We start from the raw sequence: 25,172 nt of genomic DNA, 5'->3' as shown, positions 1-25,172 counted from the left end.
CCGGCTTGCTATGGTGGGAGCAGGTGCTCGTAATGGAAGCAACCCATGAAACAGCGACTCGGCCTACCTTTCCCCAAGGGATCCCTGGTGTTCTTGCTGTGTTTGAGCCTGGCCCTAGCCGGGTGTGGGCCACTGGCGCGTCTGGGCATCGGCACAACCCCCATCGCCCAGATCGAACAAAATCCCTCCCGCTACACCAATGTGTATATCCGCGGTCGCGTGGTGAACCAGATAGGAGTGTTCGGCCAGGGCGTGTATGAGATCCAAGACAACAGCGGCTCCCTCTGGGTCATCACCGACAAGGGCCTACCGGCCATGAACAGCACTGTAACCGTGCGCGGCAAGGCCCAAGAGGGGATTGTGGTGGGGGGACGCAGCTTCGGGGTCTCGTTGGTGGAAGCCGAGCGCTTCTAGCCTGCCCCCAAAGCCAGCATCGAAACACGGCCTGCCAAGGTTTTGGCAATTTGCCGAAGCGCCTGGGCCGAGGCTGACTCAGGCTGGCTGATGACGATGGGCTGGCCCGCATCCCCCCCTTGGCGCAGGGCAATCTCCAACGGGATCCGCCCCAGCAGCGGGACACCAAGCTCGCGGGCCGTGGTCTCTCCCCCTTCTGAGCCGAAAATATCGTACTGGCGATCCGGCAGGTCGGGCGGGATGAAGTAGCTCATGTTTTCCACAATACCCAGGATGGGCACCCCCAACTGCCGAAACATGTTCAAGCCCTTGCGACTGTCCAGCAGGGCCACCGATTGTGGCGTGGTGACGATCACAGCTCCTGCCAGCGGCACTGCCTGCACTAGGGTCAATTGGGCATCGCCGGTGCCGGGGGGCATATCTACAATCAAGTAGTCCAACTCTCCCCACTGCACCTGATAGAGAAATTGCCGGATCACCCCGTTTAACATTGGCCCCCGCCAGATCACCGGCTGATCCCGTCCCACCAAGAGGCCCATCGACACCATCTTGACGCCGTAATTTTCCAAGGGGAAGATGTCTTCGCCGCCATCTTCCCGTTTTTGCACAACCAGAGACCGATCCTGCAGGCCCAGCATCAGCGGCACATTGGGACCGTAAATATCGGCATCCAGCAGCCCCACCCGCGCTCCACTTTGGGCCAGCGCCACGGCCACATTTACCGACACCGAAGTTTTGCCCACTCCCCCCTTGCCGCTGGAAATGGCGATGATGTTGCGCACACCGGGGATGGACTGGCGATTCGGCAGGGAAGGGGAACGGGGGGTTTCCGCCGTTACCGTGACATCAATGGCTTCGATGGGGGCCAGCTGGCGGATGGCAGCTTTGCACTCCTCCACAATGAATTCCCGCAAAGGGCAGGCCGGCGTGGTCAGTACCAGGGTAAAGGCCACTCGCCCAGGCTCGACGCGAATATCCCGGATCATGTTCAGTTCCACCAGGCTGCGGCGCAGCTCCGGATCTTGAACAGGGCGCAACGCCTCAAGGATGGCGGCAGCATCAAGGGTGGAGGTGGTCATGGAATCGGAAGGCTCAGCGGGTCAGTCCATATTTCACTCTAATCGGTTTTTCTCGGGTTCTTGCCGGCAGCGAAGGACAGCTCCAAAACGGGCTGCCGCTCTAGCTCTGCCGAAACAAGCTGACTTAGGCTATCGGGGTCGGAAGGCGACACTCTTGAACGGGTGAGTGAAGGAGAACGATCGTGCAAGCACTGGTCATGGGAGTTGGCTTGTGGTTGGGGCTAACGTTCTGGGCGCAGTTGATCCCTCTGCTGGAAAAGAGTGGATCCCGTCGCCTCTCAATCGGGGACGAGCGCCGGGCCATGCCAACTCTCTTTTCTGACTCGGCCTGGGATCCCTTCTGCCGTTACTTTTCTCGGTCACCCTACCTGCCTTGTGCGGTGAGTCCTCTGGGCCCCTGCCGCTGCCCCCACCACGCTGCGCGTCCAAAAGATGCTGCCTGGGCGTTCTGTCCACAACAAGAATAAACTGTGGTCTGTTCTCGTGCCGGTATCTCAGGAAATTCAAGGAATTGGTTGTGAAGCCAGGCAAAAGTATGGAAATCCGTCCTGCCACCGCCTTAGATGTGCCCGTTTTGTTTGACCTCATCTGCGCCTTGGCCGAGTACGAGAAGCTGAGCCACCTGGTAACGGGATCCGCTGATCTGTTGCGCCACTATTTGTTTGGCCCAGAGGCTTTGGCCTCGGCGTTGTTGGCAGAAGTGGAGGGGCAAGCGGTGGGATTTGCCCTCTACTTCCGCAATTTTTCCACGTTCCTGACCCGACCAGGGATTTACCTTGAGGATCTGTTCGTGTTGCCGGAGTTTCGCGGCAGAGGCATTGGCAAAGCGCTCTTGGCGCGGGTGGCTCAGGAGGCGGTGGCCAAAGGATATGGGCGGCTGGAGTGGATGGTTTTGGATTGGAATCAGCCGGCGATAGAGTTCTATCGACGCATGGGTGCCCAGCAACATCCCGAATGGATTCTCAACCGCGTGGTGGGTGCTGATTTGGAGGCTCTGGCTCGGCTGGCCAAGGATCCCTGTCGATCTTGAGCAAGCTCCCCTCTGTTACAGACCCTAGCATTCGTGACATCCTCCCGGCGCTCGTCCTACGGACAGAGCGCGGGCTTCCCTTGGCGTCAGCGGGATGGAGTCTTTACCTCGCGGTTGGGTATTCCTACCCCACGCCACTTGTCTAGGTCTACGACCCCCGACAGAACAACTGGACAGGTGGTTTCCCTTCCCCAGCATTCCTGGGTACTAGGCTTTGTTGACGCTGGGGGGAACAGCGGCACTTCTGGGGGGTAGGCGGCGTCGGCTAGGCTGTGGACTGTACGAGGGATTTGCCGTTGAATTCACGGCTGGCTTTCAAGTTCTGTTGCGATTCAACTAGAGACCTGCGATGGCAAAATCCGTCTCCCCTGACTCATTGCCGGCAGCTCCCTGGCACGCTCTGCCCGAAGAGGATGTTGCCCGCCAAATCGTTGCAGTGGATCTGCCTCTGGCGGCGCTTCTGGAACGGGGTCTGTCTCAAGCTGAGGTGATCCAGCGGCAGAAGCAATATGGCCCCAACGAGCTAAAGGCCAAGGCGGCTACCCCGGCCTGGGTGAAGTTTCTGCAGCAGTTCAACCAATCCTTGCTCTACATCTTGATGGTTGCCGGGGCGGTCAAGGCGTTTTTGGGATCCTGGCGCAATGCCATCGTGATCTGGGCGGTGGTGGTGATCAACGCTCTCATCGGCTACATCCAAGAGTCCAAAGCGGAGGAAGCGATCGCCGCCCTGGCCCAGTCGGTGGTGACGGAGGTTACTGTCATCCGGGAGGGGCAAAAACTGCGGGTGCCCTCGCGGGAGCTGGTGCCGGGGGATGTGGTGCTCTTGAGCTCGGGAGATAAGGTGCCCGCCGACCTGCGCTTGCTGAGCGTGCGCAACTTGCAGGTGGATGAATCGGCCCTGACCGGAGAGTCGGTGCCGGTGGAAAAACGGCTGGGATCCCTGGCGGAAGACACACCCCTAGCCGACCGCCAGAACATGGCCTATGCCGGCAGCTTTGTTACCTTCGGCCAAGGAGCAGGGGTGGTGGTGGCCATTGGCAACCAGACTCAAACAGGCCGTATCTCGGAGTTGGTCGAAAAGGGGGGATCCCTGCAAACTCCCCTAACACGCAAGTTCGAGGAATTCAGCCTCATGCTGCTCAGGATCATCCTCAGCTTGGCCGGGCTCACCTTTTTGGTGGGATTGGCTCAGGGACAGGGGGCGGCCAGTGTCTTTGAGGCGGCAGTGGCGCTGGCGGTGAGTGCTATCCCCGAAGGCTTGCCGACGGTAGTCACTGTAACCTTGGCGATTGGGGTTTCCCGCATGGCAAAACGCCACGCCATTATCCGCAAGCTGCCGGCGGTGGAGACCCTGGGCAGCGCTACGGTAATTTGCTCTGACAAAACCGGCACCCTCACGGAAAACCAGATGACGGTGCAGGCCATCTACGCCGGATCCCAGCTCTACCGAGTCACAGGCAGTGGCTACAGTCCTCAGGGACAAATCCTGGCCCAGGAGGGGGATGCTCCGGTGGAAGTGGATCGGCTGCCGGTGTTACAGGCTTGTCTCTTGGCCGGTTGCCTCTGCAACGACACCCGTCTGCAACCCAAAGACAACGGCCAGTGGGAGGTGGTAGGGGATCCCACCGAAGCTGCCCTCATTGTGGCGGGCCAAAAGGCGGGTTTGGATATGGACGATCTGCAGCGCCGCCGCCCTCGCCTGGACAGCATTCCCTTTGAATCTGAATTTCAGTACATGGCCACCTTGCACCGCCTGGGGCCAGAAGAGCACTGCATCTATGTCAAGGGATCGGTGGAAGCCCTGCTGCCCCGCTGCCGCAGCCAGATGGGATCCCAGGGGGAGATCCAGCCTCTGGAAGAGGAGCGGATTCGCCAGCAGGTGGAGGCCTTGGCACGGCAGGGGCTGCGAGTTCTGGCCTTTGCCCAAAAAACCGTCCCCAGCAGCCAAACTCGGGTGGATCACCCAGATCTGCAGGAGGGTTTAATCTTCCTCGGTTTGCAGGGAATGATTGACCCGCCGCGGCCAGAGGCCATTGCCGCCGTGCGTTCCTGTCAAACGGCTGGGATGCAGGTGAAGATGATCACCGGCGACCACGTGCTCACGGCTCAAGCCATTGCCGAGCAGATGGGCCTGGGGGGTGGAAAACCTGTGCAAGCCTACAGCGGTCGAGATCTGGAGCAGCTCAGCCCGGAGGAATTTGTGGAAGCTGCCAATCGGGGATCCGTCTTCGCGCGGGTGGTGCCAGAGCAAAAACTGCGCCTGGTGGAAGCTCTGCAAGCGCGGGGGCAGATCGTGGCCATGACCGGCGATGGCGTCAACGACGCTCCGGCCCTAAAGCAAGCAGATGTGGGGATTGCCATGGGGCGAGGCGGCACCGAAGTGGCCAAAGCTGCTGCCGACATGATCCTGACCGATGACAACTTCGCCTCCATTGAGGCAGCCGTTGAGGAGGGGCGCACGGTTTACAACAACCTGCTCAAAGCCATTGCCTTCATCCTGCCGGTGAACGGGGGGGAATCGATGACGATTCTCCTCAGCGTGCTGCTCAACCGCGAGCTCCCCATTCTGGCCATTCAAGTGCTGTGGCTAAACATGATCAACTCCATCACCATGACGGTGCCTCTTGCCTTTGAGCCGAGCACAGGCCGAGAGATGACCCGCCCGCCGCGGGATCCGAACGCCAACTTGCTCTCTCCTAGGCTGTTGCAGCGCATCCTGCTGGTGTCTGTGTTCAACTGGATCTTGATCTTCGGGGTTTTTGAATACATCGAACAAACCACCGGCAGCATTGACCTGGCCCGCACCATGGCCATCCAAGCGTTGGTGATCGGGCGCATCTTCTACTTGCTCAGCCTCAGCCAGGCCATTCCTACCCTGTTGGGCCGTGGACGTGCCAGCCAATTGGAGCGCCATGAGCGCCTCATGGATACAGCAGCCATTGCCATCGGCATTGGGGCGGCCATCCTGCTGCAGATCCTCTTCAGCCAGTGGAGCCTGTTCAACATTATCTTCGACACAGCACCCCTGTCTTGGGAGCAATGGGGCTTTTGTTTGCTGGTGAGCTTGCCACTCATCGTTGTCTCAGCGGCAGCCAATCGAGTGGATCCTGAATGAATAACTTGCTTTGGGCAACTCGCGCTCACTGCGCTCCCATCTGAAGAAGTGCCGAAGAGGGGATCCCTCAGCTATTACTCAGATGTAGCCGGCCTCTGCCAAGAGATAAAAATGCCTGCTGGCCTAGGTCTGATGGCATCCAGCTTCACACCGCTCTGGCTGTCTTTTCGACCGATTTGCGCAAGGCAATCACCATCTCAGCGGCGGTTTTTTGGAAAGTCGAGCCTGTTTTCTGGCTGTGATCAGAGTTTGGGGCAGCCGACGAGTGGGGATGAGGCTGTAGAAAGCGGTGAGTCGGATCTACACCGCGGTACTACCCCCAAGGCGATCTTTTGTCAGCTCCATCCACAAAAGCCCCAGCACTCTTCAGGGCTTGAGTTCTTTTTGCCCCCATCACCTTTTGGCAAGGGCAGGAACACCTCTTGAGGGAGACGAGGTTTTTCCTTCGGAGCTGCTGGCTCAAGGAACAAGAGAAAAACCTGTCTTCAAAAAAGTCTCAGACTTTCGGTTGCAGGAGTACATCACAAGGGTATGATCTTAAGAGAAGGATGTAGGACATTAAAAAATGTCAGATATACCACCACAACCTTTAACCGGGAAGGCTCTGCTGCAGAAGGTCGAAGCTTTGGGGCATCTTCCGCGCCGAGAAACGGCAAAGCGATGTGGCTATGTAACCATGACCAAGACCAACAAGCCTCGCGTCAACTTGAATGAGTTCTATGACGCGGTGCTGGCGGCAAAAGGTCTGAGTCTCAGCCCAAGTTCCAGCCGAGACAAGCGCGGTCGTGAGCCAACCTTTCGGGTCAGCGTTCACAAAAATGGGCAGTTGATCATTGGGTCGGCCTACACCGAAAAAATGAATCTCAAACCCGGGGATGAGTTCGAGATTCAGCTGGGTTACAAGCACATTCACCTCAAGCAAGTGCTAAACGGCCAGGTGGTGGAGGAGTCAACCCCAAGTAAAGAAGCTTCCCCCAAAGCGACTCGCGGTCGCCGGAAAAAAACTGCTGGGGCTTGAGCCGCTGCCGGGCCGGGAGTGAGGAGAAGGGATCCAGTTGACGAACTGTCACTGTGTGGCTTTCTTCCCGCTTTGCCCTCTTTAAGATGGGATCCAAAGCCTAGGTTCACCCTCTTTCTGACCCTAGATAAGGATCCCTATGCAACAGAAGGTTCAGCCACCCCTCAAGTTTTTGCCACCGCGATTGACGCCTTGGGTCGTTCGTTTTGCTCAAGCAGGCTTGCCCTTTTGGTTGCGATGGACCAAAGGGATCCCTCGCGTTGAAGTGGAGGGGGGAGAGCGTTTGGCTCAGCTTTATCAGCAGTTTGAGGCGGGCAAGATTCGCCTGTTGGTGGCGTTTCGACACCCGACCCTCGATGATCCCCCCTGCTTGATGTACTTGTTTGCCCATCTTCTGCCGCAGGTGGCCCAACGCCAGGGGATCGGCTTTCGGGGCCGACCCCACGTTTTGTTTGTCTACGACCGCGGCCTACCTCTGTGGCTGGGATCCGTTGCCCGTTGGGGCTTGCCGCGCTTGGGCGGGATCCCGATTTTGCGAGGCCGTCTGGATCGGGCAGGGCTAAAGAGTTCTCGTGAGCAGTTTGTATCGGGCCGATATCCGCTGGCGGTAGCTCCAGAAGGAACGATCAACGGTATGAGCAGTCTTCTCAACCCGTTGGAGCCGGGGGTAGCCCAGATGAGCTTTTGGGCGGTGGAGGATCTGCACAAGGCGGGACGGCCAGAGCAGGTGCTGATCTTGCCGGTAGGCCTTCGCTATTCCTACCTGCGGGATCCCAGTGCCGCTCTGAATAGATTGCTCAGCCGCATGGAGGCCGATTGCAAGCTGCCACCCCCGCGCTCAACCCATGCCAGTCAGGCCTTTTTGCTGGCCCGTATTCTTCGCTTGGGAGAACACCTGCTGCAAGTCGTGCAGACCTTCTATGAGCGCTTTTATGCCCCTGCCCTTCCTGCTGCAGATAGAGCCCAAGTTAAAGAGGGGGATCTGTTGGCGCGTCTTCAAAGCTTATCGGATCTGGTCCTGCGCGTGGCCGAGCAGCATTTTGGTCTGGAGCCCCAGGGAGACTTAATCGAGCGGCGGCACCGCATCGAACAGGCGGGCTGGGCCTGGATCTACCGCGAAGATATTGCCGATATTGCTGCTCTCTCGGCTTTGGAAAGGGGGCTGGCCAATCGAGTGGCTGCTGAGGCCAGTTTTCACCTCTGGCACATGCGCTTGGCGGAAACCTTAATGGTGTTTGCGGTGCGCCCTGTACCTGAGCAGCCCAGTTTGAGTCTGGATGAGTTGGCGGAAACCGCCCTGCGCCTCTGGAGTCTGCTGGCTTGGATCAAAGGAGAAAATCCCGTCGGAACTGCTCCCCCCCGCTTGGGACCCCGCCTGGCCCGTTTCAGCATTGGGGATCCCCTCTCGGTTTCCGAACGCTGGCCCGCCTACCAGGCCAACCGCCGACAAGCCGTACAAGCCCTCACCCAAGATTTGCAAGCGGAAATGGAGCGGCTTATCCAAGGGATCCCGTGCTCTCCTGTGGCTCTTCCTGCTGCCTAACATGCCTGGTCGGCTCAGGGGCAAAAAGTGTAACAATTCCTGAGACATCTTGTGAGATATTTCGTGAAAGTAAGACGAACTTTTGCATTATCTGACAAGCAGGTGAAGGAAAGGGGAAGTTTCTGGCTCTTGGGGTAGAAAGGGGGCAGAAAGGAAGTGAGGCTCGTTGACTTGGTCTATGTCTGATGAGCTGCTCCGCGCCATTCGCAGACGCGACCTGGAGGCCGCCACTTCAGCCGTGCAGCATTTGCGTTCTCGCCATTTAAGTGAAGCTGTGATCACCTCGATGGTGATGGTGGCCGTGGAGCGGTTGGCATGGGATGAAGGCGACCGGGCCGCCGCCAGTTGGTTACTGCGTCGCTGCTCCAGACGACGGCGCTGAAGGGATCCTCCCTGGCCCAGAGGTCATTGCAATACTTCCCCTTTCCCTGGATCCGAGGGGCTTCCCGTGTCAACCTGCCCACAAAGCCCTATCCGCAGAGGGATTAGCTTTCTTCCTTGCCCTTGTTCGGATCGTCGGGATGCTGTCGGTCTTCATCAAGGAACATAAGCCTCTGGCGAACAGCCAATCGGTACTCGGAGGTGCGCCGAGAGAGAGAAGTCCACGCTCCTGCGCTGCCCAATTTAGACTTCTGATATAGCAAGGACGCGCTGGGAGCGAAGCCAACGGTTTGGGCATCCCCAATGGCAGCCAGATCGGCGCTTAAGAAGACAAACTGCCAGCTCTCCTTCTCGGTTTTTTCCTTGATCATCTTCTCAATTTGCTCTTTGCGGAACTCGCGACTGGCATTCTCTTGCCCATCGGTTACCACAACCATCACAACCTTGGCCGGGCGATCTGCCTCGCTGAGTTCGCTGAGGCTCTTTTCTAGGTCGATGATGCCGCGCCCCATGGCATCCAGCAAGGGAGTAGAAGCTCGCGGCACGTAGGTCTCGCGGGTCAGCTCAGGGACCTCGGCAATTGGCTTGAAGCGGTGAATGACTTCATAGGGATCCTGGGAGTCGAACTGAACCAAGGTAAGGGTGGCACTTCCCGGTTCTGCTCCTGTAGAAAATCTAACTCTGGGGTGCAGTGATCTGTTTGTGAAGGTTTGCTTGCAATCTGTTACAAAGGGTATGAATGCTTATGAACGCTTTTTGAGTTCGCCTTGGTAGCTGGGAGCGCCAGAGCATTGTCTCGAATATTCAGCTCGACTACGGGTTAGCATTTTCTCTTAATTTTTAAGTGCTTCATATCCTAAGTACTAACAATGGTTCGTAAACTAACACACTAAAAGAAAGGTTTGCCCTTAATCCCTTTGCATTTCTGAGCTAAGCTTCTAGGCATTGGCCCCGTAAAGATTTTGGAAAAACTAGGGAGTGGCTATGTCTTTTCGCGCAGATTTACAGCGTTTTGCCTTCGCTGTGCTAACAGCGCTGCTTGTCCAGGCGGGGCCGGCTCGGGCCGATCTGCCCGGAACGGCGGATCCTCCGGGGCTCAAGCGCTTTGCAGGATCCAGCATTGTGTTTCAATCGCAGGCCGACTACGACCGCTTTAAGTTAGCCCTTGAAAAAATCGTCTTCAGTGGCGCGATGGGAGCTGTGCAGCCGTACCGGTCTCAAACTGTCGAAGGGCGTCGCATCACGACCTATTACCGACTGCCGGAGCGGGTTGCCCCTCTTGAGGCGCTGCTCAACTACGAAACCGAACTGAAAGAGTCCGGCTTTGAGATCCTCTTCTCCGGCTTGGGGGAGGAGATTGAGACCCTTGGCTACAACAACCAGATTGCTCACGAGATCCTCAATATGAAGGGCACCTACAGCACGCCGGAAGAACGGGCCCAGTGGCCGTTTCAGAACGCCAGAGAAAACACTGCTGCCTATTTAGCCGCACGTGGCAAGTCCCCCGAAGGCGATGAGCGATTCGTGAGCGCCTACTTTGTGGTCAATACCGATGACTGGGAGATCACCCGCGGCAGTGGGCAGATCCCGACCGGGATTACTCTGGGGCGAGTGGATGTCGTCGATGTCAAGCCCCGCCAGCAACGCCTGGAGCTGGTTGAAAGCATCACAAGCGGCGAGATCAATCAAGCCATCAGCCGCGATGGCCGGATCGCCCTCTACGGCATTCTCTTTGCCTATGACTCGGATCAGATTGAAGCGGCTGCCGAGCCCACCCTTGCCGAGATCGCCAAGCTGATGCGCGAGCGCACCGACCTCAGCATCCTCGTGGTCGGTCATACCGATGCAACCGGTAGCTTCGACTACAACCTAGGTCTCTCGCGGCGCCGGGCCGAGGCGGTTGTCAACCGGTTGGTTCAGCTGGGTATCGAGCAACGTCGACTCTATCCGGTTGGTGTGGGGTTCTCTGCTCCTGTGGCCAGCAACACCACTGAGGAAGGCCGGGCGAAGAATCGCCGCGTGGAGTTGGTGGATCTGGCGGGTGGCAGAATCCCCTAGGGGAGAGTTTCTGAGTTTTGGCTCAGGGCAAGCATCGCCGAAACTCTGGACACTGCGGCTGCGGCGAACTAGTTTAGAGGCAACTCTTTACTTCTAAGCTATTTCAAGGGGTGGGATCCATGCTTAGGCCCAGTCTTCTGTTCTCCGGCTCGGCTTTGTTGGGTTTGCTGTCCTTGCCGTTTTTGATCGGCGAATGTGGCTGGTTGGCCTCGTCTCGGAAAGGGCGGAGTGCGGCCACTGAGGTTTCTCTGCAAGCTTGGGAGCACTCTCTGCCGTCATCCCAGACCTTGTTTGAAGATGAACCAGGTTCTGAATCTTGGCTCAGGCGGCAAGCCCAACTGCAAGAACGGGTACAACAGCTTGAGCAGCGATCTCTCGCTCACCAGCAGCAGGTCTATCAATGGCTTGCGCAACAGGCAGATCCCCAGCCCGCGGGGGTTGTTGGCCGTTCCAACCCAAGCCTTGCCGTGCCGGCACGGCCTCGGCGTCAGGATTCCACTCTCTCTCAATCCTCTGCTCCGGCGGATCTTCCCAATGAGCTGGCGCTGCTAACCCAGTCCATCCAACAGGAGCCGGGAAATGCGCAGCTTTATCTGCAACGGGCGCAATACTTCTGGCGTCAGTCTCAGGAGGATCCTGCTGCTTTACCGCAGCCGGAGCATGCTTCTGCCATTGCTTACCTGATGCGCTCCGCTCTGCGGGATCTGGATATTGCTATTGCTTTGGATCCCTATCTGGCTGAAGCCTATTTGCTCAAGGCCAAAATCCAACACGAGCGTTTGCAAGAACCTGAGCAGGCTCTGGCAACCTTGTCTCCTCTGGATCGGATTGCCTATCACAACCCGCAACTGCACTTGATCCGCTCTCGCATCTGGGCCGAACAAGGCCATCTGGAATCGGCGTTTGATGTGTCGCATCTGGCGATTGAGCTGGCCAAGCAAAATCAAAGTGCTGCCGATCTTTTCGAGGCCTATGTCCATCGCGGCCTGATGTGGGCCAGCATCTGCGACTTCAATTTGGCCGTTCAGGATTTCAGCCGGGCTATCGAGGTGCAGCCCCAGCGGGCTGAAGGTTACTACCACCGCGGTATGGCGCGCGCTTACCAGGGAGAGGATAGGGCTGGTGCCGCTTCCGATTTGGGTAGCGCTTTGATGTTGTGGCGGGCTTCCGGCACGGGATCCCCGGAGCTGCTGGAATATGCAGAAGCGGTACGGATGGAACTGCTACGGTAGCTCAGCTCTGGCGGGGTTTTTGCTGAGGATCTGAAGCGCTGGGTTTGGGGTCTTTGCCCAAGAGCATTTGGCAAGTTCGTCCAAGCCAGGCCAGGATGGTAGAGCCATCTGTTACCTAGGGGGGCTTGAACACCCCCTGAAGAGAACCCAGCCAAGTGATGAGCCGAAGACAACTGACCATCTCCGTATCCTCTGTAGCCCTGGTGGTGGCCACAGGGATGCTGTTGTTGCTGCTGTGGCAACTGCGCAGCTTGGTGCTGACCGTGATGATCGCGGTGGTGGTGGCGGCGGCGCTGGCTCCTTTGGTGGATCTGGCCGAGCGACTACGCATCCCCCGCTGGTTGGGGGTGGTAGGGGTGTATCTGAGTTTAATTGCCGGGATTGCCGGCTTGGCTCTGCTTATTGGCCCGACGGTGGCGACTCAGACCCAGCGGTTGCTGACGAGGCTGCCTTTCTATCTGGAGCAGTTGCAACTGTTGGTGGATACCTGGATTGCCGATCTGGCGGGGGTGGATCCGGCGGCGCTGGACTACCTAAACCAGTTGCTCGACCCTCAGTCGTTGATGAGCTGGGCGGTTCGCTCGGGACAACGGGTGCTGGTGCAGTCTTTCGACTTCACCCGTGGTTTGCTGGGCGGTCTGCTGACCATGGTGCTGACCCTCTTCATTTCCGGCTACATGCTGGTGAGCGGCTCTGACTTGGTGCGGGGCTTGGTGGAGTTGTTTCCTTATCCCTGGAATGACCGGCTGGCTCAGCAGGTACACCCGATGGCTCAGCGCATGGGGGGCTACATCCAGGGGCGGGTGCTGGTCTCTGCCATTTTGGGTGTGATGATCACCGTCTCGCTTCGCTTTCTGGGCCTGTCGGAGTTTGCTCTGGCGCTGGGGGTGATCGCTGGGTTTACCAACCTTATCCCCTTCATTGGGCCGGTACTGGGATCCCTGCCCGCCTTGGTGGTGGCAATCGTTCAGGGGGGCTGGACTTTTTTGTGGGTGCTGATCCTATACGTTGCCGTTCAAAACCTGGAAACCTATGTGTTGGATCCTCTGTTGGTGGGATCCTCGGTGCGGGTGAAGCCCTTGTATCAGTTGCTGGCGGTGCTGGGGGGCACCCAGTTGTTGGGTATTGTTGGGGCGGTGATCGCCCCCCCGTGGGTGGCGGGTATGGCGGTGCTGCTGGAGAACCTCTATCTGAAGCCCAAGCAGGAGGCAGAGGTTCGAGCCAGGCTGTATGCTCGGGCCACCGAGGCTGCTGGTTCTTTGGCTTTGCCGGGGATGGATCCTGCCGACGCGAGCAGCCCGGAGCCATCTTTTTCCTCTCGTCCGAATGACTCGTCAAACGAGCCGGAAGGGTTGCCACAGAAAGAAAGTCTCTCGCCTGCGGATCCCGTAGCCGGAAGAAGTCCTTATTAGCAAGCTTCTCATCTGATTCGCCTCTGTTGCTCTCGGAGAAGGGCTGCTGTGGTTTTGGGTAGGGTGCACATCTCAGCGGTGACGGGCATCGAGGATGAACAGAGCACTACCTACGACGAACAGGAGGCTGGCTCCTATCCCCAGCAGGGTTTGGACAACCTTGAGATTGAGAAAGGCTGGAGCTGCTGGATCCCACGGAGGGGGGTCGCTACCCAAGGTCATCACCTCGCTCGCCGCAAACAGGCTGCTCCCCAGCAAAAACAACCAACTGGCCAACTCGTAGCGGTGGCTGCCTCTCATGTCTTCTCCGACTGCAAGTGTTCGTAGGCTTGAGCAGCGGCGGCCATTTCCGCAGCCTTTTTTGAGCGACCTTCACCGCGACCCCAGCACCGCCCTTGCCCCCAGACTTCCATGGTGAAATGGGGGGGATGCTCCTGGGCGGCCACCAGGCGGTATTCCGGCAGGCTGCCCCAAAGGCGTTGGGTGAGTTCTTGCAGGGCTGCTTTGGGGTTGCGCCGAGTGGGGTCTTGAAACCACTGCTCCACTCGCCGGTGTAGATAGGGATCCAGCCAGGGATGCAGCCTGGGCAGCGTGTAAATACCCCAACTGAGATAAAAAGCCCCAAGCAGAGCCTCGAAAGCATCCGCCAGCCGCCGACCCCGTCCGGCCAAGTCGTTTTGAGAGCTGGATCCCACCTCGAGGTAGCGATCCAAGCCGTGCAGATCCGCCAGTTCTGCCAGGTAAGCATCGCTGGTCAGGTCGGAGCGAATCGCGGTCAGCTCTCCCACCGACAGATGGGGATAGGACTGAAACAAGAATTCCGTAACCAAAATTCGCAGGACAGAATCCCCCAACAACTCCAGCCGATCGTTGTTCCGTCGGCCATCCAGAGAAGGGTGAATCAGAGCCTGATCCAGCAGATCCCAACGCAGTTGTTCCAGCAAAGCCGGATCCCTGAATCCAAGGCGGGCCAGCAAATGCTCCAAGGCACGGCGACGGGGCGGGATCAACTCAACCATACACTCAGGTGCTGACGTTGCCTTAGCGGTCAGAACTGCACAGCTTGCAACCATTTTGACCTGAGCCATCTCACCCAGGCCGGGATCCCCGCTCAGGCGGTAAGCCAGCTATGCTACAGGAGTAGTATAGGCTTTTCGAGGGAGGATCCCTGCATGCCCATTCGCGCCAATTCCCCCATTCCCACGACCCAGATGGAAGTGACCAGCATTCGGCTGGAACGTGAGCTGAAGCAGCGACTGAAGGCGTTGGCCGGAAATCAGGGTTACCAGGCCCTCATACGGGAAATTCTTTGGAGTTATGTCCTGCGTCACTCTCAAGGGGCTGCCACCCTCAGTCCTGAGGATATTCGGGCCAGCTTCCCGGCCACGGCCCACCAAGCCCAATGCTGTGCTCTCACCGGACGGGCCATTCAACCGCAGGAGCCAATGTTGCTGGGGTGGACCACCGATGGAAAGTTCGTCGCCCTTAGCTCCTCCTGCTTTTAATCTTTGTTTTGGGGTCTCTCTCCAGTTTGCGAAGGGATCCAACCGGCACGAGTGCCCATCCGTTTAGATGCCACGAAGTTCTCGATATTTTCTGGCCCGTTCCTCGGCTGGATCGGGGGCTTGAGCTTTGGCAACTGCCTCCTCCAGTTGGGCCATCACCGTCTCTGCCGGTTCAGCGGAGCGGACGACGTAAAACATTAGGTTAATGGCTTCGTTGGCCGTCAGTTTGAGGGTTTCTTTTCCCTTGGGCACCAGCGCGATCTTGCCATCTGTGGTTGTGATGGCTGTATGGGATCCCTTAGCCAGAATCTCCCCAGCTTTTTCCAGAGTGACAAGCATATCCGTAGCTCACGGCAGCAGGACATCTACTATCCTATCGAATGTCTTGGGGCAAACGTTCCAGAAGGGTCTAAGCCATTTGGCGGATTGGGTGGGTTCATCATGGGTTGCCATGCTCTGCCAGCCAAGCATACAAGTGGGGAAACAACTTTTGATTGGCTCCCGGGAAGGGAAATTCCGACAGTTCCGCCGGGCTGACCCAGCGCACCTCGCTACATTGCAGGGCTTGGGCTTCTCCGCCCAGGTAGCGACAGATAAAAGCGATAAGAGTAACGGTGAAATGGGTATAGGCATGTTCGACGGTGGCTAGCGGCGCGACCACCTCGATATCGATGCCGATTTCTTCTTTTACCTCCCGTACTACACACTCGGCAGCCGTTTCTCCCGGCTCGATTTTGCCTCCGGGAAACTCCCACAGCCCGCTGAGCATTGAGCTTTCCAGTCGTCGATCGATAAGGATTTCTTTCCCCCGCAGAACAATGGCAACCGCGATTTGCTTGTGAGGACGGGAGGCACGGGGTGCAGACATAGGCAATTGTTGGTGTTGACCTCGATTGTAGGCGCTGCAATCCGCTTGCCAAGGGCACCGGCCACAGTGAGGCTTTTTGGGACGACAGACGGTAGCCCCCAAATCCATCAGGGCTTGGTTAAAAGCCCGCGGCTGCACAGGATCCAACAATTGCTGGGAAAGCTGCCACAACAGGGGCAGACACTGGGACGGAGGCTGCTGCAAAGCCACCAAGCGAGCCAGCACCCGCTTGACGTTGCCATCCAAAATGGGCAAAGGCTGATCGAAGGCAGCGCTGAGAATGCCGCCAGCCGTGGTGCGCCCGATCCCCGGCAGAGCCAACACCTGCTCCAAATCCCTGGGGAACTCGCCGTTCCGTTCCCGCATCAAAATTTGGGCAGCTTTGTGCAAGTTCAGGGCCCGCCGGTAGTAGCCTAGGCCCTCCCACAGTTTCAGCACCTGCTGCTGGGGGGCTGCCGCCAATGCTGGGATCCCGGGCAGGGTTTGCATCCAGCGCTGAAAGTAGGGGATAACTGTTGCCACCTGGGTTTGCTGTAACATCACTTCCGAAACCCAAATGGCGTAAGGATCCCGGGTGCGGCGCCAGGGCAGATCCCGCCCGTGTTCACGGTACCAACGCTGAAGAGACTGCCGCAAGCGTTGCAAGAAAGCCTCGTCCCACTCCCCTCCTTTGCTCGGAAGGCTGGCAATGTAGGAAAAACTGACCTCGGCTTCTGATATGGGCTGAGACTCAAGCTGCGTAAGCAAAGTGCAAAGCCCACCAGATCAGGGCCGAAACCACACCGGCCACAATCCCTGCCGAGATCAAAACGACAATTGGGCTATCTGCCCCCTTGAACTTCATAATGCCGCGATTGTAGTCAGCCATCCTTGCCTCCTACCAGCTCTGGCGTTGGGGTTGTCAGGGATGTTGATCGGGATCCAGATCTGCCAGCTCTATTCACAGGGAAAGCTGTGGCGAAGATGTCCCAGTAGAGGTGCTCCGCACCGCCGGCGCAAACATGCCTGGGGAGAAGCACCGTCCTCGGTCATGCATGATACAACCTTAGCATGGAACAGACTTTGACCCTGGTGATTTGGACTGTTTGGAATAACCAGAAGCTAGGCAACCCGCAGGACTAACCGGTCTGCTTCCCACTGTCGAAATAGGTTGAGAAGGTGGTCGGCTCTCTCTTCATGGGCAGCCAGGATCTCAGCGCCAGAACGGGCTTGATTGGCCAGGGGCAGCAGCAGCTCCACCACCTGGTAGCGGGTAGAGGTCATCATCTTGCCCGGGATGCGGGCGACGGGCCAGAAAATATCCATCTTCTGGGTCAGGATCTGGGCCGGATCCAGCTTGCCCAACAGATCTGAAAAGGGGATTTTTTGATCCCAGTAGCGCACGCTGCCATAGCGGACGAACAAGGGGTTGAGTTGCCAGCGGGAGCTCTTAAAAAATTCGACTGTAAAGGGATCCCAGTGGTCCACCTTTTTCCCTTGATGGCAACACCAGAAGAGATTTTGCGTGTGATACAGAGGCTCCAGATACTCCATGACCCGCAGTTGGTCGATGCGAGCAAGGGCCTCGTAGCGGCGATGGAACTCCGGGTGGGTGGCGGCAATCAACGGCCTGGCATTCCAATAGTCCAAGTAGGGGGCTACATCGATAAACTCCAGCCCGGCTTGGGCAAGCAAGTCGGGAATCTCGCCGATGTCGAAAGGAATATCATTGGCATGGAAGAAATTATCGACAATGTTTTCATCTTGTCCATAGTATTCTTGGTGAGCCTTGGCGTGCTTGGCCAAAAGGGAATTGGGGCTGGCTCCCTTCAGCAGTTGCCGCACAAATTCGATCTTTTCTGGGGTTGCAGGTGGGGTGATGCCCAACAACTCCAAGGCTCGCCGAATGCGGTACAGATGCCAACGGCCTGAACGGTTGTAGAGCATCAGCGCCATCACCCCATCGGGAGCCAACCGCGATGCCAGATTGCTCAAAGCCTTCACCGGATCTGCAGTGTGGTGAATCACGCCGTAGGAGCTGATCATGTCGAAGCTGCCTTCGGGCCAAGTAGAGGGATCCAGCAGATCCCCGTACTGCACGGAGCAGTTGCGTAGGCCGTGGTGCTTAATTCGCTTTTGGGCAATCTCTAGGGCCGGGCGGCTGATGTCGATCCCGACCACCGAACCATAGCCGGGGTTGCTGGCGGCAATGCCATGCACTTCCCAGCCGGTGCCACACCCGGCCACCAAAAACCTGGATCCTGTGGGCTCTTGCAGCCTACGGGTGCGGGCGTACTGCGCCAAGGTATAGCTGCCCAGACTGGAGAAGCCCTCAAAGGGCCGGTCGTAAGGAATAGGAGGGTAGGGGAACGTCTCGTACTGGGCCTGCACCGCCCGGGTAATCTCGGCTTCGCTCACCAAAAGCACTTCCTCCCACGCGTTCCCCCCCATCCTACGGTTTTCTTGAGGTTTTGAGCGGGGAGATCTTCCCAACCGTTGCTAAGCCCCTGCCAGAGCGTGAGTTGCCCGCTTGTAGGCTTCCTCCAGCGTCTCTGCCAAGGTGGGGTGAACGTGCACCAAGCCGGCCAGTTCTCGCACCGTGGCCCGGCGAGCAATGGCCTGAGCCGCCTCGTGGATCAAATCCGCCGCATGGGGCCCGAAGATATGGGATCCCAGCAGTAGGCCGGTGCTCTTGTCAAAGACCAGCTTGACCATGCCCTCTGTCTCTCCCGAAGCAATGGCCTTGGAGTTGCCGCCAAAGTAGGTTCGCACTGTGCCCACGCTGTAGCCTTCTTCCTTGGCCTGAGGCTCGGTCAGCCCTACAAAACCCATTTCCGGGTGAGTGAACACCGCTGCCGGGATGCTGAGGTAGTCCATGTAGGCGGTACGGCCACAGATGTTTTCCACGGCCACTCTCCCCTGGGCTGCCGCCGCGTGAGCCAACATCATTTTGCCGGTCACATCCCCAATAGCCCAGAGGTGAGGCAAATCGGTGGCCATGCGGCTATCGACAGGAATGAACCCCCGTTTGCCGGTGTCGATGCCCAGCTCGGCCAAGCCCAGCCCCTCTGAGACCGGGATCCGACCGGCAGCCACCAAGCAGCCATCCACCTGCAGCGTCTCGCCGTTGGACAGGTGAATGGTTACCGGCTGGCCGGGGATCACCTGCCGAGCCAGCACGCCCACAAAGGTTTGAATGGAGCGGGGCTTGATCAGCACTCGCTGGGCCAGTCGGGCAATGTCTGGGTCGAAAGCCGGCATCAGGGTCTCTAGGGCTTCGATGAGGATTACCTGGGATCCCAAGGCAGTGTAGATGTCGGCAAACTCCTGGCCAATGTAGCCACTGCCGATAATCGCTAGGCGCTCCGGGATCCACTCCAGCCGCACCGCCTCGTCGCTGGTAAACACCGTCCGCCCATCCACCTCGATGCCGGGGGGCACAAAGGGGCGGGAGCCCGTCGCGAGAATGACATCCTGTGCCGTGTAGGTGTGGGATCCCTTCTCTTCCTGGACTTCCACCTGCTGGGGTGCCACCAACTTGCCTCGCCCTCTCAGGATTGTTACCCCCAGCTTCTCCAGCGAGCGAGTCATGTCGGCGCGGATCTTCTCCACCACTTGGGCAGCATGATTGGCAATAGCCTCTCGGTTCACCTGAAGGGATCCCACTTGGATGCCCAGCCCAGAGCTGTGTTGCAGTTCCCGCAGGCGTCCGGAGGCGGCCAAGAGAGCCTTGGAGGGGATGCAGCCGCGGTTGATGCAGGTGCCGCCCATTTCTGCACCTTCAACGATGGCGGTCTTCAGGCCAGATTCGACCGCATGCAAAGCAGCGCCGTGACCGCCGACGCCGGCACCGATGATGATCAAGTCAAAATCGAAGCTCATGGCGAGATTGGATAACCGGTGCTTCATTCTCTCATCTTGTCGGCCTTCCCAGAAACCAGGCTGAGAGCACCCAAACCATGGGGTAGCATAGGGTCGCTTGTAGCTGGGGGGGAGCGGGGGTACGCATGGAACTGCAAGCTTTGATCTTCGATGTGGACGGCACGCTGGCAGATACGGAGCGGGATGGGCACCGCCTGGCCTTTAACGCGGCCTTTGCCGAGGCAGGGTTGGACTGGCACTGGTCGGTGGAGCTCTACGGCCAGCTCCTGGCTACCACAGGCGGCAAAGAGCGCATTCGCCACTTCATCGAGACCTGCCAGCTGCCACTGCCTGCTGGGGAAGACCTGACGGCCCTGATAGCTCGGCTGCACCAGGCTAAAACCGGCCACTACACGGCTCTATTGGCCCAAGGAGGGATCCCTTTGCGCCCCGGCGTCAAGCGCCTCTTGCAGGAGGCCAGGGCCGCTGGGATCCGCTTGGCCATTGCCACCACCACCACGCCGGAAAACGTGACGGCCCTTTTGGAGCACGCGCTGCCGGAGAGCCTAAGCTGGTTTGAAGTGATTGCTGCCGGCGATATTGTCCCCGCCAAAAAGCCCGCCCCCGACATCTACTTCTACACCCTGGAACAGATGGGGCTGCCCCCCCAGGCCTGCCTGGCCTTTGAAGACTCGGAGAATGGGCTGCGCTCTGCCCAACAAGCGGGGGTCCCCACTGTGGTGACGGTAAACGACTATACCCGGGATCAGGATTTTTCCGGGGCGGCTCTGGTGCTGGATCACCTGGGGGAGCCTGAGGATCCGTTTCGGGTGTTGGCGGGAACGGTGGGATCCCACCGCTACTTCACCCTGGAGTTGGCCTGCCAAGTCCATGCCCAAGCCATTCCCTCTGAGGTGGGAGACTGATGTCAGCAGCAGAGCTCCCAGACCTGCAGCAGCGCCTAGAGGCCCATCTGCGCCAGGTGGCCCAGCCGCGGGATCCCGACTGGTCGCCCCTGGGCCATAGCCAAGTGGAGCGCTACATCCAAGAGCAGCTTTCTAAGTGGGGATCCCTGGAGTCCTTCCCCTTTGAGGCCGGTGGCCGCCTGCACCGCAACTGGATCTTGAAATTGCCGGGATCCCGTTCTGGTCGCCCGCCCATTCTCATTGGGGCCCACTTCGACGCCGCTCCGGCAACTCCTGGAGCTGACGACAACGCCAGCGGCGTGGCGGTGTTGCTGGAGTTGGCCCGCCATTTTGCTGCCGAGCCGGCTTCTTCTCCGCTGTGGCTGGTGGCCTTTGACCTGGAGGAGCGGGGAATGGTGGGCAGCACAGCCTACGCCCGCTTTCTTAAACAGCAGCGCCAGCCCCTGCGGCTGATGCTCTCTCTGGAGATGCTGGGCTACCGGGATCCCGCCCCCGGATCCCAGGACTATCCCGCCGGCCTTGAGAAGCTCTACCCCAACCGGGGAGATTACATTGGCCTTATTGGCAACTGGCCCACCTGGGGGGATCTGCTCAAGCTGCAGCGTGATTTTCAAAAAGTGGGGATCCCTTGCTGTTGGTTGTTGGCCGGGCAGCGAGGCTTGATCCTGCCTGCCACTCGCCTGAGCGACCACTCCCCCTTTTGGGATGCGGGCTACGCCGCCGTTATGGTTACCGACACCGCCTTCTTGCGCAACCCTCACTACCACAAGCCAAGCGACACCCTCGAAACCCTAGATCAAGACTTCCTGACGGGGGTCTGCCAGGGCTTGATGGCCGGGATCCGCTCGCTGTAGCTCTTCCAAACACCACAGTCGTTCAACAACAAGTAGCGTGCGTTAAGTCCTAACTCCCCTCTCTCTGGAAGGAGGCTGGGGGTAAGGGTAGAGTTGGCATCCTCAGTACGGAGATTTCTCCAGGGGGTTCGCGATTCTTCGACTGGATCCTTTGTTGATGAGGGGAGACAATGGATGAGAGTAGTAAGACGAGAGTAGTAGCAGGGAAAAGGTTAAAAAACCTGCCTTGGCACTGTAAAACTCAGCAGGAGATTGCGTATGAGCGCTTTTGCCCAAGCTCCCAAAAAGTGTGTTTCCGCCGCTTTCAAAGAAGAGGTCAAGCTGCAAGAGTGTATCCAGCGGCTTTTGAACCGTGGCATTCCCAACGATTGCATCTCCATTATTGGCCGCAACTTTCAAACCGAAGCCAAAATTACCGGGTTTATCACCCGCAAAGAGGTGGTTCTGGACGGTCTGACCAATGGGGCCATCTATGGATCCCTGTTCGGATCCCTGCTGGGGCTGCTCACTGGCGTGGGGGTGCTGTTCATTCCCTTTTTGGGGGCAGTGGTGGCCGCTGGGCCTCTGGGAGCCGCTTTGTTGGGGGCAACGGGCGGCGCTTTGTACGGAGCACTGGGAGCGGGCCTGGGATCCGCCCTGATTGCCTTGGGTATGCCGCAGGAGAAAGCCGCCATCTACCAAACCCGGGTACAGGCGGGCGAGTTCTTGTTGGTGGTGCAAGTACCGGAAGAGAAGTCGGGCGAAATTTACTTGCTGCTGCAGAGTGCTGGCGGAGAGGAAGTTTCCATTGCCGACTTGAACTTGCCCGGTGAGCCAGAGGGAGACTTAACCCCAGAGAGCATCTCGCCGGAAATCCGCGCTGACCTCTCGGAAGAAGCGCAGCAAACCTTTGTGGAAGCCTACAACCAAGCCAAACAAGAGAGCAATAACTCCACCCATGCACTCCTCAAAGCTTGGGAAAAGGTCAAGCAAATTTTCACACGAGATGAGAAAGGGATCTTCTCCAAACGCAAGCCCTAGCCCAAAAAGTTTCCGAAGTAGCGAGAGTACAGTAAAGCGCCATCTCGCCGCTCTGCCTGTACGTGTTCTGGGTCTGCTCCAATTTTTTAGCTGCAACCTTATATCCTGAGAATAGCCCGAAAAACTCTAACCTAACCTTGCAGGGGTGAGCCTATGGCTGCGAGTGACTTCAAGGATTACTACAAGATCCTGGGCGTCAGCAGAGATGCCTCTGCCGAGGAAATCAAGCGCGTCTATCGCAAGTTGGCCCGCCAGTATCACCCCGATGTCAACCCTGGGAATAAGGCGGCAGAGGAGCGCTTCAAGGAGATCAACGAAGCCTACGAGGTGCTCTCTGATCCAGAGAAGCGGCGGCGCTACGACCAGTTTGGGCAGTACTGGCAGCGGGTGGGTACTGGTTCTGCTGCTGGAATGCCGGGCATGGAGGGCTTCGCCCAATACGCCAGCTTCGAGGAGTTTATCAACGAGCTGCTGGGCCGTATGGGCTCCCGCCGCAGCGGGTTCCAGGGCTTCGCCGGCGGCTTTGGGCCGTTTGTTTCGGTGGATTTGCCGGGGCAGGATGTGGAGGGCACTCTGGGTCTCAGCTGGGCAGAAGCTTTCCACGGCACCCAGAAACGGCTGAACCTAGATGGAGAAACGCTAACCATCCGCATTCCCCCCGGTGCCAAGCCGGGCAGTCGCATCCGCGTCAAGGGCAAAGGCCAGGTCAGCCCCTTTGGCGGGCCAAGAGGGGATCTCTACCTCACTCTGGAGCTGCCCCCCCATCCCTTCTTCCGCTTTGACGGAGACAACCTGCTCTGCGAGCTGCCCATTACTCCTGACGAGGCGGCTTTGGGAGGGACGGCGGAAGTTCCCACCCCCACGGGTCGCGTGCAACTGAGGATCCCTGCCGGGGTAGACAGCGGCCAAACCCTGCGGCTGCGGGGCCAAGGCTGGCGGGATCCCCAAGGCCAGCGGAGCGACCTGCTGGTGCGGCTGAAGGTGGTGGCGCCCAAATCCCTTTCCCAGACCGAACGGGATCTCTACGAAAAGCTGCGGCAAAGCCGTAGCTGGGATCCCCGCGCCCACTTGCAGGAGGTGAGTCTATGAGTTTGGCCATTGTGCGGGTAGAAGAACGGCTCTATACCTTCGAGCAGGCCACGGAACTGCTGGGGATCCCTCCCCACCTGCTGGAATGGCTGCTGGCCCAAGGCTTAGTGGAGGCCGAGAGCAGCTACCTGACCCCCCAACAGCTCAGGCGGTTGTTGCAAATGAGCCGCCTACACCGAGACTTGGGGCTTAACTGGACGGGGGCAGCGATGGTCTTGGACATGGCTCAGGAAATTGCCCGGCTCAGGGGGCAACTGCGCCACTACCGCGGATTTTGAGGCTGCCCAGCTAACCCATCAAGGAGATAAACTTCGATGAACTCTATGGAACAGATCATCCGACGTAGCCAAGTGGTGGGCCTGCTGGCCCTCGATGGCAGCACTGCTACCGCATTGGGTACCGTAGAAGAAATCTGGGTTGACCCAACAGGGCGGGTATGCTACTTCACCAGCCAGCAGGGGTACACCCCCCTGGAGCAGATTTCTCTCATCGGGCCAGACGCGCTGCTGACCTACTCTACCGTTTTTGCTACCCCCCTAACCCCCATCAGCTCTCTTTACCGCCGCACAGTGCGCATTGGGAATCGAGAGGTCGGCTGGATTGAGGATTTTCTCTTTGACTGGGAGACTGGAGCGATTGCCGCTTATATTCTGGGTGGCAGCATTGCCGAGCCTTGGGGGGGGCGCGCCGTTCTCCTGCCTGAGGACGTGGAAGCCATTGATGTGGACGCGGTGGTGGTCAAGGAGAATGCTCCGCAACGGCTGAAATCGGAAGCGGAAGGCTTAAAGAACTTTTGGAGCGAAAAATCTCGGCAGGTGAAACAGCTTATCCAGCGCATGGGGGATCGCCTCAAGGCGTTGGTTGGCCCACAGGATCCGCCGGAGGTGGTGCGCGTTAAGGTGAAGCAGGTGCGGGACGAGCTGGCCAAAGGGGGCAAGTTCGATCTCTCCCTACTGGACGAGGCGGCAGAGTTTCTGCAACACAAGTGGGAAACCTGGCAACATCGCCTCAGCCGCGCCGCTCAGCGCATGCAGGCTGCCCTTCAGGCTGCTTGGGAGAAGCTGACCGAATAGCAAAGAATGACTCTGCAACCTCTGGCCTGCGGTCGCCTCAGATGCTGCACATTTGCTTCCCAACTGCTTCCCAACTCCCCTCTTCCTCTGGGAAAGGGGCTGGGGGGCAACAGCATGAGGTGCTTGGGGAGTCCGTCCCACTGCTCGACCGGAACTGTTGCAAGCCAGTCCTCGACCAAACCCAGCTGACGGACGGCGGCTTTTTCGGCTACGATCTAAGATCGCTGTCAATGCTCGGATCAGGTTTCAAGACCCCCGCAGGGCACCTGTACGGCAGGGAGAAAGATGACTTACGCAATTGTGGAAACCGGCGGTAAGCAGCTTTGGGTGGAGCCGGGGCGTTTTTACGAGGTCGATCGCCTGGCGGAAGTGGAGGAGAACAGCCCCTTCGATTTGTCTCGTGTGCTGTTGATCAACCACGAGGGACAAATCACGTTGGGGCATCCCTACGTTTCGGAGGCGGTCGTCAGGGCACGGGTTTTACAGCATCGGCGCGGCGATAAAATCATCGTCTACAAGATGAGGCCAAAGAAAAAGACCCGCAAAAAGAGGGGTCATCGGCAACCGCTAACCCGTCTGCTGATCGAGTCTATTGAACTCAATGGGGTGCCCCTAGCCACGGCACCATCCCGTACGGAAGCGGCTCCAGAGTCTAACCCAGAGGCAGCCCCTTCGGCAGCGGCGACAGGGATCCCTGCGGATGAGGAATAAACTC

Annotated in this window: 27 protein-coding genes; 18 read left to right on the top strand and 9 right to left on the bottom strand. The window is 58.5% G+C overall.

The genetic code is table 11. From position 1 onward, the window contains the following. Positions 1 to 45: 45 nt before the first annotated feature. Complete coding sequence (locus tag ACVWZF_RS05385; protein WP_011432410.1) at positions 46 to 414, top strand: hypothetical protein; 369 nt, start codon at positions 46 to 48, stop codon at positions 412 to 414. Here ACVWZF_RS05385 and ACVWZF_RS05380 read toward each other — a convergent pair. Then, complete coding sequence (locus ACVWZF_RS05380) at positions 411 to 1,493, bottom strand: Mrp/NBP35 family ATP-binding protein (RefSeq protein ID WP_011432409.1); 1,083 nt, start codon at positions 1,491 to 1,493, stop codon at positions 411 to 413. The two genes, ACVWZF_RS05385 and ACVWZF_RS05380, sit on opposite strands and share 4 nt — an antisense overlap. Positions 1,494 to 1,675: 182 nt before the next feature. Here ACVWZF_RS05380 and ACVWZF_RS05375 point away from each other — a divergent pair, with 182 nt between their 5' ends. The 6 genes from ACVWZF_RS05375 to ACVWZF_RS05350 all read left to right on the top strand — a co-directional run bounded on the left by ACVWZF_RS05375 (position 1,676) and on the right by ACVWZF_RS05350 (position 8,581). After that, a complete protein-coding gene (locus ACVWZF_RS05375; RefSeq protein ID WP_457406829.1) occupies positions 1,676 to 1,960 on the top strand; it encodes a DUF6464 family protein in 285 nt (94 codons plus the stop codon). 68 nt (positions 1,961 to 2,028) lie between these two features. Then, entirely contained in the window at positions 2,029 to 2,523 is a 495-nt protein-coding gene (locus ACVWZF_RS05370) for a GNAT family N-acetyltransferase (RefSeq protein ID WP_041436262.1), read from the top strand. 349 nt (positions 2,524 to 2,872) lie between these two features. Beyond that, the gene (locus tag ACVWZF_RS05365; protein WP_011432406.1) at positions 2,873 to 5,638 is read left to right on the top strand and encodes a cation-transporting P-type ATPase; all 2,766 of its coding nucleotides are present in this window, start codon (positions 2,873 to 2,875) and stop codon (positions 5,636 to 5,638) included. A 565-nt stretch (positions 5,639 to 6,203) separates the two neighbouring features. Beyond that, positions 6,204 to 6,656 carry an AbrB family transcriptional regulator gene (locus tag ACVWZF_RS05360; protein WP_011432404.1) on the top strand — a complete coding sequence of 151 codons (453 nt, stop codon included), beginning with the start codon at positions 6,204 to 6,206 and terminating at the stop codon, positions 6,654 to 6,656. Positions 6,657 to 6,795: 139 nt separating this feature from the next. Then, complete coding sequence (locus tag ACVWZF_RS05355; protein ID WP_011432403.1) at positions 6,796 to 8,199, top strand: 1-acyl-sn-glycerol-3-phosphate acyltransferase; 1,404 nt, start codon at positions 6,796 to 6,798, stop codon at positions 8,197 to 8,199. A 178-nt stretch (positions 8,200 to 8,377) separates the two neighbouring features. Beyond that, positions 8,378 to 8,581 (top strand): hypothetical protein, encoded by a 204-nt coding sequence (locus tag ACVWZF_RS05350; protein WP_041436260.1) that lies wholly within the window; start codon positions 8,378 to 8,380, stop codon positions 8,579 to 8,581. 103 nt (positions 8,582 to 8,684) lie between these two features. On the opposite strand, the gene ACVWZF_RS05345 is transcribed toward ACVWZF_RS05350, so the two are convergent. After that, the gene (locus tag ACVWZF_RS05345) at positions 8,685 to 9,215 is read right to left on the bottom strand and encodes a hypothetical protein (RefSeq protein ID WP_011432401.1); all 531 of its coding nucleotides are present in this window, start codon (positions 9,213 to 9,215) and stop codon (positions 8,685 to 8,687) included. 349 nt (positions 9,216 to 9,564) lie between these two features. Here ACVWZF_RS05345 and ACVWZF_RS05340 point away from each other — a divergent pair, with 349 nt between their 5' ends. From ACVWZF_RS05340 to ACVWZF_RS05330, 3 genes are all read left to right on the top strand, one after another. Then, positions 9,565 to 10,638: an OmpA family protein gene (locus ACVWZF_RS05340; protein WP_011432400.1), complete on the top strand. Its 1,074-nt coding sequence runs from the start codon at positions 9,565 to 9,567 to the stop codon at positions 10,636 to 10,638. A 119-nt stretch (positions 10,639 to 10,757) separates the two neighbouring features. Continuing rightward, a complete protein-coding gene (locus ACVWZF_RS05335) occupies positions 10,758 to 11,870 on the top strand; it encodes a hypothetical protein (protein WP_457411051.1) in 1,113 nt (370 codons plus the stop codon). 158 nt (positions 11,871 to 12,028) lie between these two features. After that, the gene (locus tag ACVWZF_RS05330; RefSeq protein ID WP_457411049.1) at positions 12,029 to 13,282 is read left to right on the top strand and encodes an AI-2E family transporter; all 1,254 of its coding nucleotides are present in this window, start codon (positions 12,029 to 12,031) and stop codon (positions 13,280 to 13,282) included. 72 nt (positions 13,283 to 13,354) lie between these two features. Here the strand turns inward: ACVWZF_RS05330 and ACVWZF_RS05325 are convergent, their stop codons facing one another. Then, a complete protein-coding gene (locus ACVWZF_RS05325; RefSeq protein ID WP_457394684.1) occupies positions 13,355 to 13,582 on the bottom strand; it encodes a hypothetical protein in 228 nt (75 codons plus the stop codon). After that, positions 13,579 to 14,301: a ribonuclease III gene (gene rnc, locus ACVWZF_RS05320; protein ID WP_011432396.1), complete on the bottom strand. Its 723-nt coding sequence runs from the start codon at positions 14,299 to 14,301 to the stop codon at positions 13,579 to 13,581. Before rnc ends, ACVWZF_RS05325 begins: the two co-directional genes overlap by 4 nt. A gap of 153 nt (positions 14,302 to 14,454) precedes the next feature. Between rnc and ACVWZF_RS05315 the strand changes: the two genes are divergently transcribed. After that, on the top strand, positions 14,455 to 14,787 hold the full coding sequence (locus ACVWZF_RS05315) for a ribbon-helix-helix domain-containing protein (RefSeq protein ID WP_011432395.1): 333 nt from the start codon (positions 14,455 to 14,457) through the stop codon (positions 14,785 to 14,787). A 63-nt stretch (positions 14,788 to 14,850) separates the two neighbouring features. Here the strand turns inward: ACVWZF_RS05315 and ACVWZF_RS05310 are convergent, their stop codons facing one another. The 5 genes from ACVWZF_RS05310 to lpdA all read right to left on the bottom strand — a co-directional run bounded on the left by ACVWZF_RS05310 (position 14,851) and on the right by lpdA (position 19,516). Beyond that, on the bottom strand, positions 14,851 to 15,126 hold the full coding sequence (locus tag ACVWZF_RS05310) for a hypothetical protein (protein ID WP_011432394.1): 276 nt from the start codon (positions 15,124 to 15,126) through the stop codon (positions 14,851 to 14,853). Between the two features lie 100 nt (positions 15,127 to 15,226). Continuing rightward, entirely contained in the window at positions 15,227 to 16,300 is a 1,074-nt protein-coding gene (gene mutY / locus ACVWZF_RS05305) for an A/G-specific adenine glycosylase (protein WP_457411061.1), read from the bottom strand. An 85-nt stretch (positions 16,301 to 16,385) separates the two neighbouring features. Further along, entirely contained in the window at positions 16,386 to 16,523 is a 138-nt protein-coding gene (locus ACVWZF_RS05300; protein WP_011432392.1) for a hypothetical protein, read from the bottom strand. 233 nt (positions 16,524 to 16,756) lie between these two features. Then, entirely contained in the window at positions 16,757 to 18,052 is a 1,296-nt protein-coding gene (locus ACVWZF_RS05295) for a class I SAM-dependent methyltransferase (protein ID WP_457411048.1), read from the bottom strand. An 81-nt stretch (positions 18,053 to 18,133) separates the two neighbouring features. Continuing rightward, positions 18,134 to 19,516, bottom strand: a complete 1,383-nt coding sequence (gene lpdA / locus ACVWZF_RS05290) for a dihydrolipoyl dehydrogenase (RefSeq protein ID WP_011432390.1) — start codon at positions 19,514 to 19,516, stop codon at positions 18,134 to 18,136. 125 nt (positions 19,517 to 19,641) lie between these two features. On the opposite strand from lpdA, the gene ACVWZF_RS05285 reads away from it, so the two are divergent. From ACVWZF_RS05285 to rplU, 7 genes are all read left to right on the top strand, one after another. Continuing rightward, positions 19,642 to 20,421, top strand: a complete 780-nt coding sequence (locus tag ACVWZF_RS05285; RefSeq protein ID WP_457394692.1) for an HAD family hydrolase — start codon at positions 19,642 to 19,644, stop codon at positions 20,419 to 20,421. Beyond that, positions 20,421 to 21,275, top strand: a complete 855-nt coding sequence (locus ACVWZF_RS05280) for a M28 family peptidase (RefSeq protein WP_457394695.1) — start codon at positions 20,421 to 20,423, stop codon at positions 21,273 to 21,275. Before ACVWZF_RS05285 ends, ACVWZF_RS05280 begins: the two co-directional genes overlap by 1 nt. A gap of 258 nt (positions 21,276 to 21,533) precedes the next feature. Beyond that, positions 21,534 to 22,295 (top strand): ChaB family protein, encoded by a 762-nt coding sequence (locus tag ACVWZF_RS05275; RefSeq protein ID WP_457411046.1) that lies wholly within the window; start codon positions 21,534 to 21,536, stop codon positions 22,293 to 22,295. 153 nt (positions 22,296 to 22,448) lie between these two features. Next, complete coding sequence (locus tag ACVWZF_RS05270; protein WP_011432386.1) at positions 22,449 to 23,384, top strand: DnaJ C-terminal domain-containing protein; 936 nt, start codon at positions 22,449 to 22,451, stop codon at positions 23,382 to 23,384. After that, a complete protein-coding gene (locus tag ACVWZF_RS05265) occupies positions 23,381 to 23,662 on the top strand; it encodes a chaperone modulator CbpM (protein ID WP_011432385.1) in 282 nt (93 codons plus the stop codon). The genes ACVWZF_RS05270 and ACVWZF_RS05265 overlap by 4 nt, the downstream gene beginning before the upstream one ends. Positions 23,663 to 23,707: 45 nt before the next feature. Then, a complete protein-coding gene (locus tag ACVWZF_RS05260) occupies positions 23,708 to 24,457 on the top strand; it encodes a PRC-barrel domain-containing protein (protein ID WP_457394746.1) in 750 nt (249 codons plus the stop codon). Between the two features lie 285 nt (positions 24,458 to 24,742). Beyond that, a complete protein-coding gene (gene rplU / locus ACVWZF_RS05255) occupies positions 24,743 to 25,168 on the top strand; it encodes a 50S ribosomal protein L21 (RefSeq protein ID WP_011432383.1) in 426 nt (141 codons plus the stop codon). Positions 25,169 to 25,172: the final 4 nt, after the last annotated feature.

This window comes from Thermostichus sp. OS-CIW-30 (assembly GCF_054060215.1).
The sequence above is the reverse complement of the archived record's forward strand: the minus strand, read 5'-3'. Positions and strand labels throughout refer to the sequence as shown.

Excerpts from the sequence above, each read along its gene's own strand:
- ACVWZF_RS05330 (WP_457411049.1), top strand. The coding sequence starts at position 12,029 with ATGAGCCGAAGACAACTGACCATCTCCGTATCCTCTGTAGCCCTGGTG.
- ACVWZF_RS05275 (WP_457411046.1), top strand. The coding sequence starts at position 21,534 with ATGAGCGCTTTTGCCCAAGCTCCCAAAAAGTGTGTTTCCGCCGCTTTC.
- ACVWZF_RS05350 (WP_041436260.1), top strand. The coding sequence starts at position 8,378 with ATGTCTGATGAGCTGCTCCGCGCCATTCGCAGACGCGACCTGGAGGCC.
- ACVWZF_RS05270 (WP_011432386.1), top strand. The coding sequence starts at position 22,449 with ATGGCTGCGAGTGACTTCAAGGATTACTACAAGATCCTGGGCGTCAGC.
- ACVWZF_RS05360 (WP_011432404.1), top strand. The coding sequence starts at position 6,204 with ATGTCAGATATACCACCACAACCTTTAACCGGGAAGGCTCTGCTGCAG.
- ACVWZF_RS05355 (WP_011432403.1), top strand. The coding sequence starts at position 6,796 with ATGCAACAGAAGGTTCAGCCACCCCTCAAGTTTTTGCCACCGCGATTG.
- ACVWZF_RS05340 (WP_011432400.1), top strand. The coding sequence starts at position 9,565 with ATGTCTTTTCGCGCAGATTTACAGCGTTTTGCCTTCGCTGTGCTAACA.
- ACVWZF_RS05260 (WP_457394746.1), top strand. The coding sequence starts at position 23,708 with ATGGAACAGATCATCCGACGTAGCCAAGTGGTGGGCCTGCTGGCCCTC.
- ACVWZF_RS05280 (WP_457394695.1), top strand. The coding sequence starts at position 20,421 with ATGTCAGCAGCAGAGCTCCCAGACCTGCAGCAGCGCCTAGAGGCCCAT.
- ACVWZF_RS05380 (WP_011432409.1), bottom strand. The coding sequence starts at position 1,493 with ATGACCACCTCCACCCTTGATGCTGCCGCCATCCTTGAGGCGTTGCGC.
- ACVWZF_RS05315 (WP_011432395.1), top strand. The coding sequence starts at position 14,455 with ATGCCCATTCGCGCCAATTCCCCCATTCCCACGACCCAGATGGAAGTG.
- ACVWZF_RS05325 (WP_457394684.1), bottom strand. The coding sequence starts at position 13,582 with ATGAGAGGCAGCCACCGCTACGAGTTGGCCAGTTGGTTGTTTTTGCTG.
- rplU (WP_011432383.1), top strand. The coding sequence starts at position 24,743 with ATGACTTACGCAATTGTGGAAACCGGCGGTAAGCAGCTTTGGGTGGAG.
- ACVWZF_RS05265 (WP_011432385.1), top strand. The coding sequence starts at position 23,381 with ATGAGTTTGGCCATTGTGCGGGTAGAAGAACGGCTCTATACCTTCGAG.
- ACVWZF_RS05300 (WP_011432392.1), bottom strand. The coding sequence starts at position 16,523 with ATGGCTGACTACAATCGCGGCATTATGAAGTTCAAGGGGGCAGATAGC.
- ACVWZF_RS05365 (WP_011432406.1), top strand. The coding sequence starts at position 2,873 with ATGGCAAAATCCGTCTCCCCTGACTCATTGCCGGCAGCTCCCTGGCAC.
- rnc (WP_011432396.1), bottom strand. The coding sequence starts at position 14,301 with ATGGTTGAGTTGATCCCGCCCCGTCGCCGTGCCTTGGAGCATTTGCTG.
- ACVWZF_RS05310 (WP_011432394.1), bottom strand. The coding sequence starts at position 15,126 with ATGCTTGTCACTCTGGAAAAAGCTGGGGAGATTCTGGCTAAGGGATCC.
- ACVWZF_RS05385 (WP_011432410.1), top strand. The coding sequence starts at position 46 with ATGAAACAGCGACTCGGCCTACCTTTCCCCAAGGGATCCCTGGTGTTC.
- ACVWZF_RS05335 (WP_457411051.1), top strand. The coding sequence starts at position 10,758 with ATGCTTAGGCCCAGTCTTCTGTTCTCCGGCTCGGCTTTGTTGGGTTTG.
- ACVWZF_RS05285 (WP_457394692.1), top strand. The coding sequence starts at position 19,642 with ATGGAACTGCAAGCTTTGATCTTCGATGTGGACGGCACGCTGGCAGAT.
- lpdA (WP_011432390.1), bottom strand. The coding sequence starts at position 19,516 with ATGAGCTTCGATTTTGACTTGATCATCATCGGTGCCGGCGTCGGCGGT.
- ACVWZF_RS05370 (WP_041436262.1), top strand. The coding sequence starts at position 2,029 with ATGGAAATCCGTCCTGCCACCGCCTTAGATGTGCCCGTTTTGTTTGAC.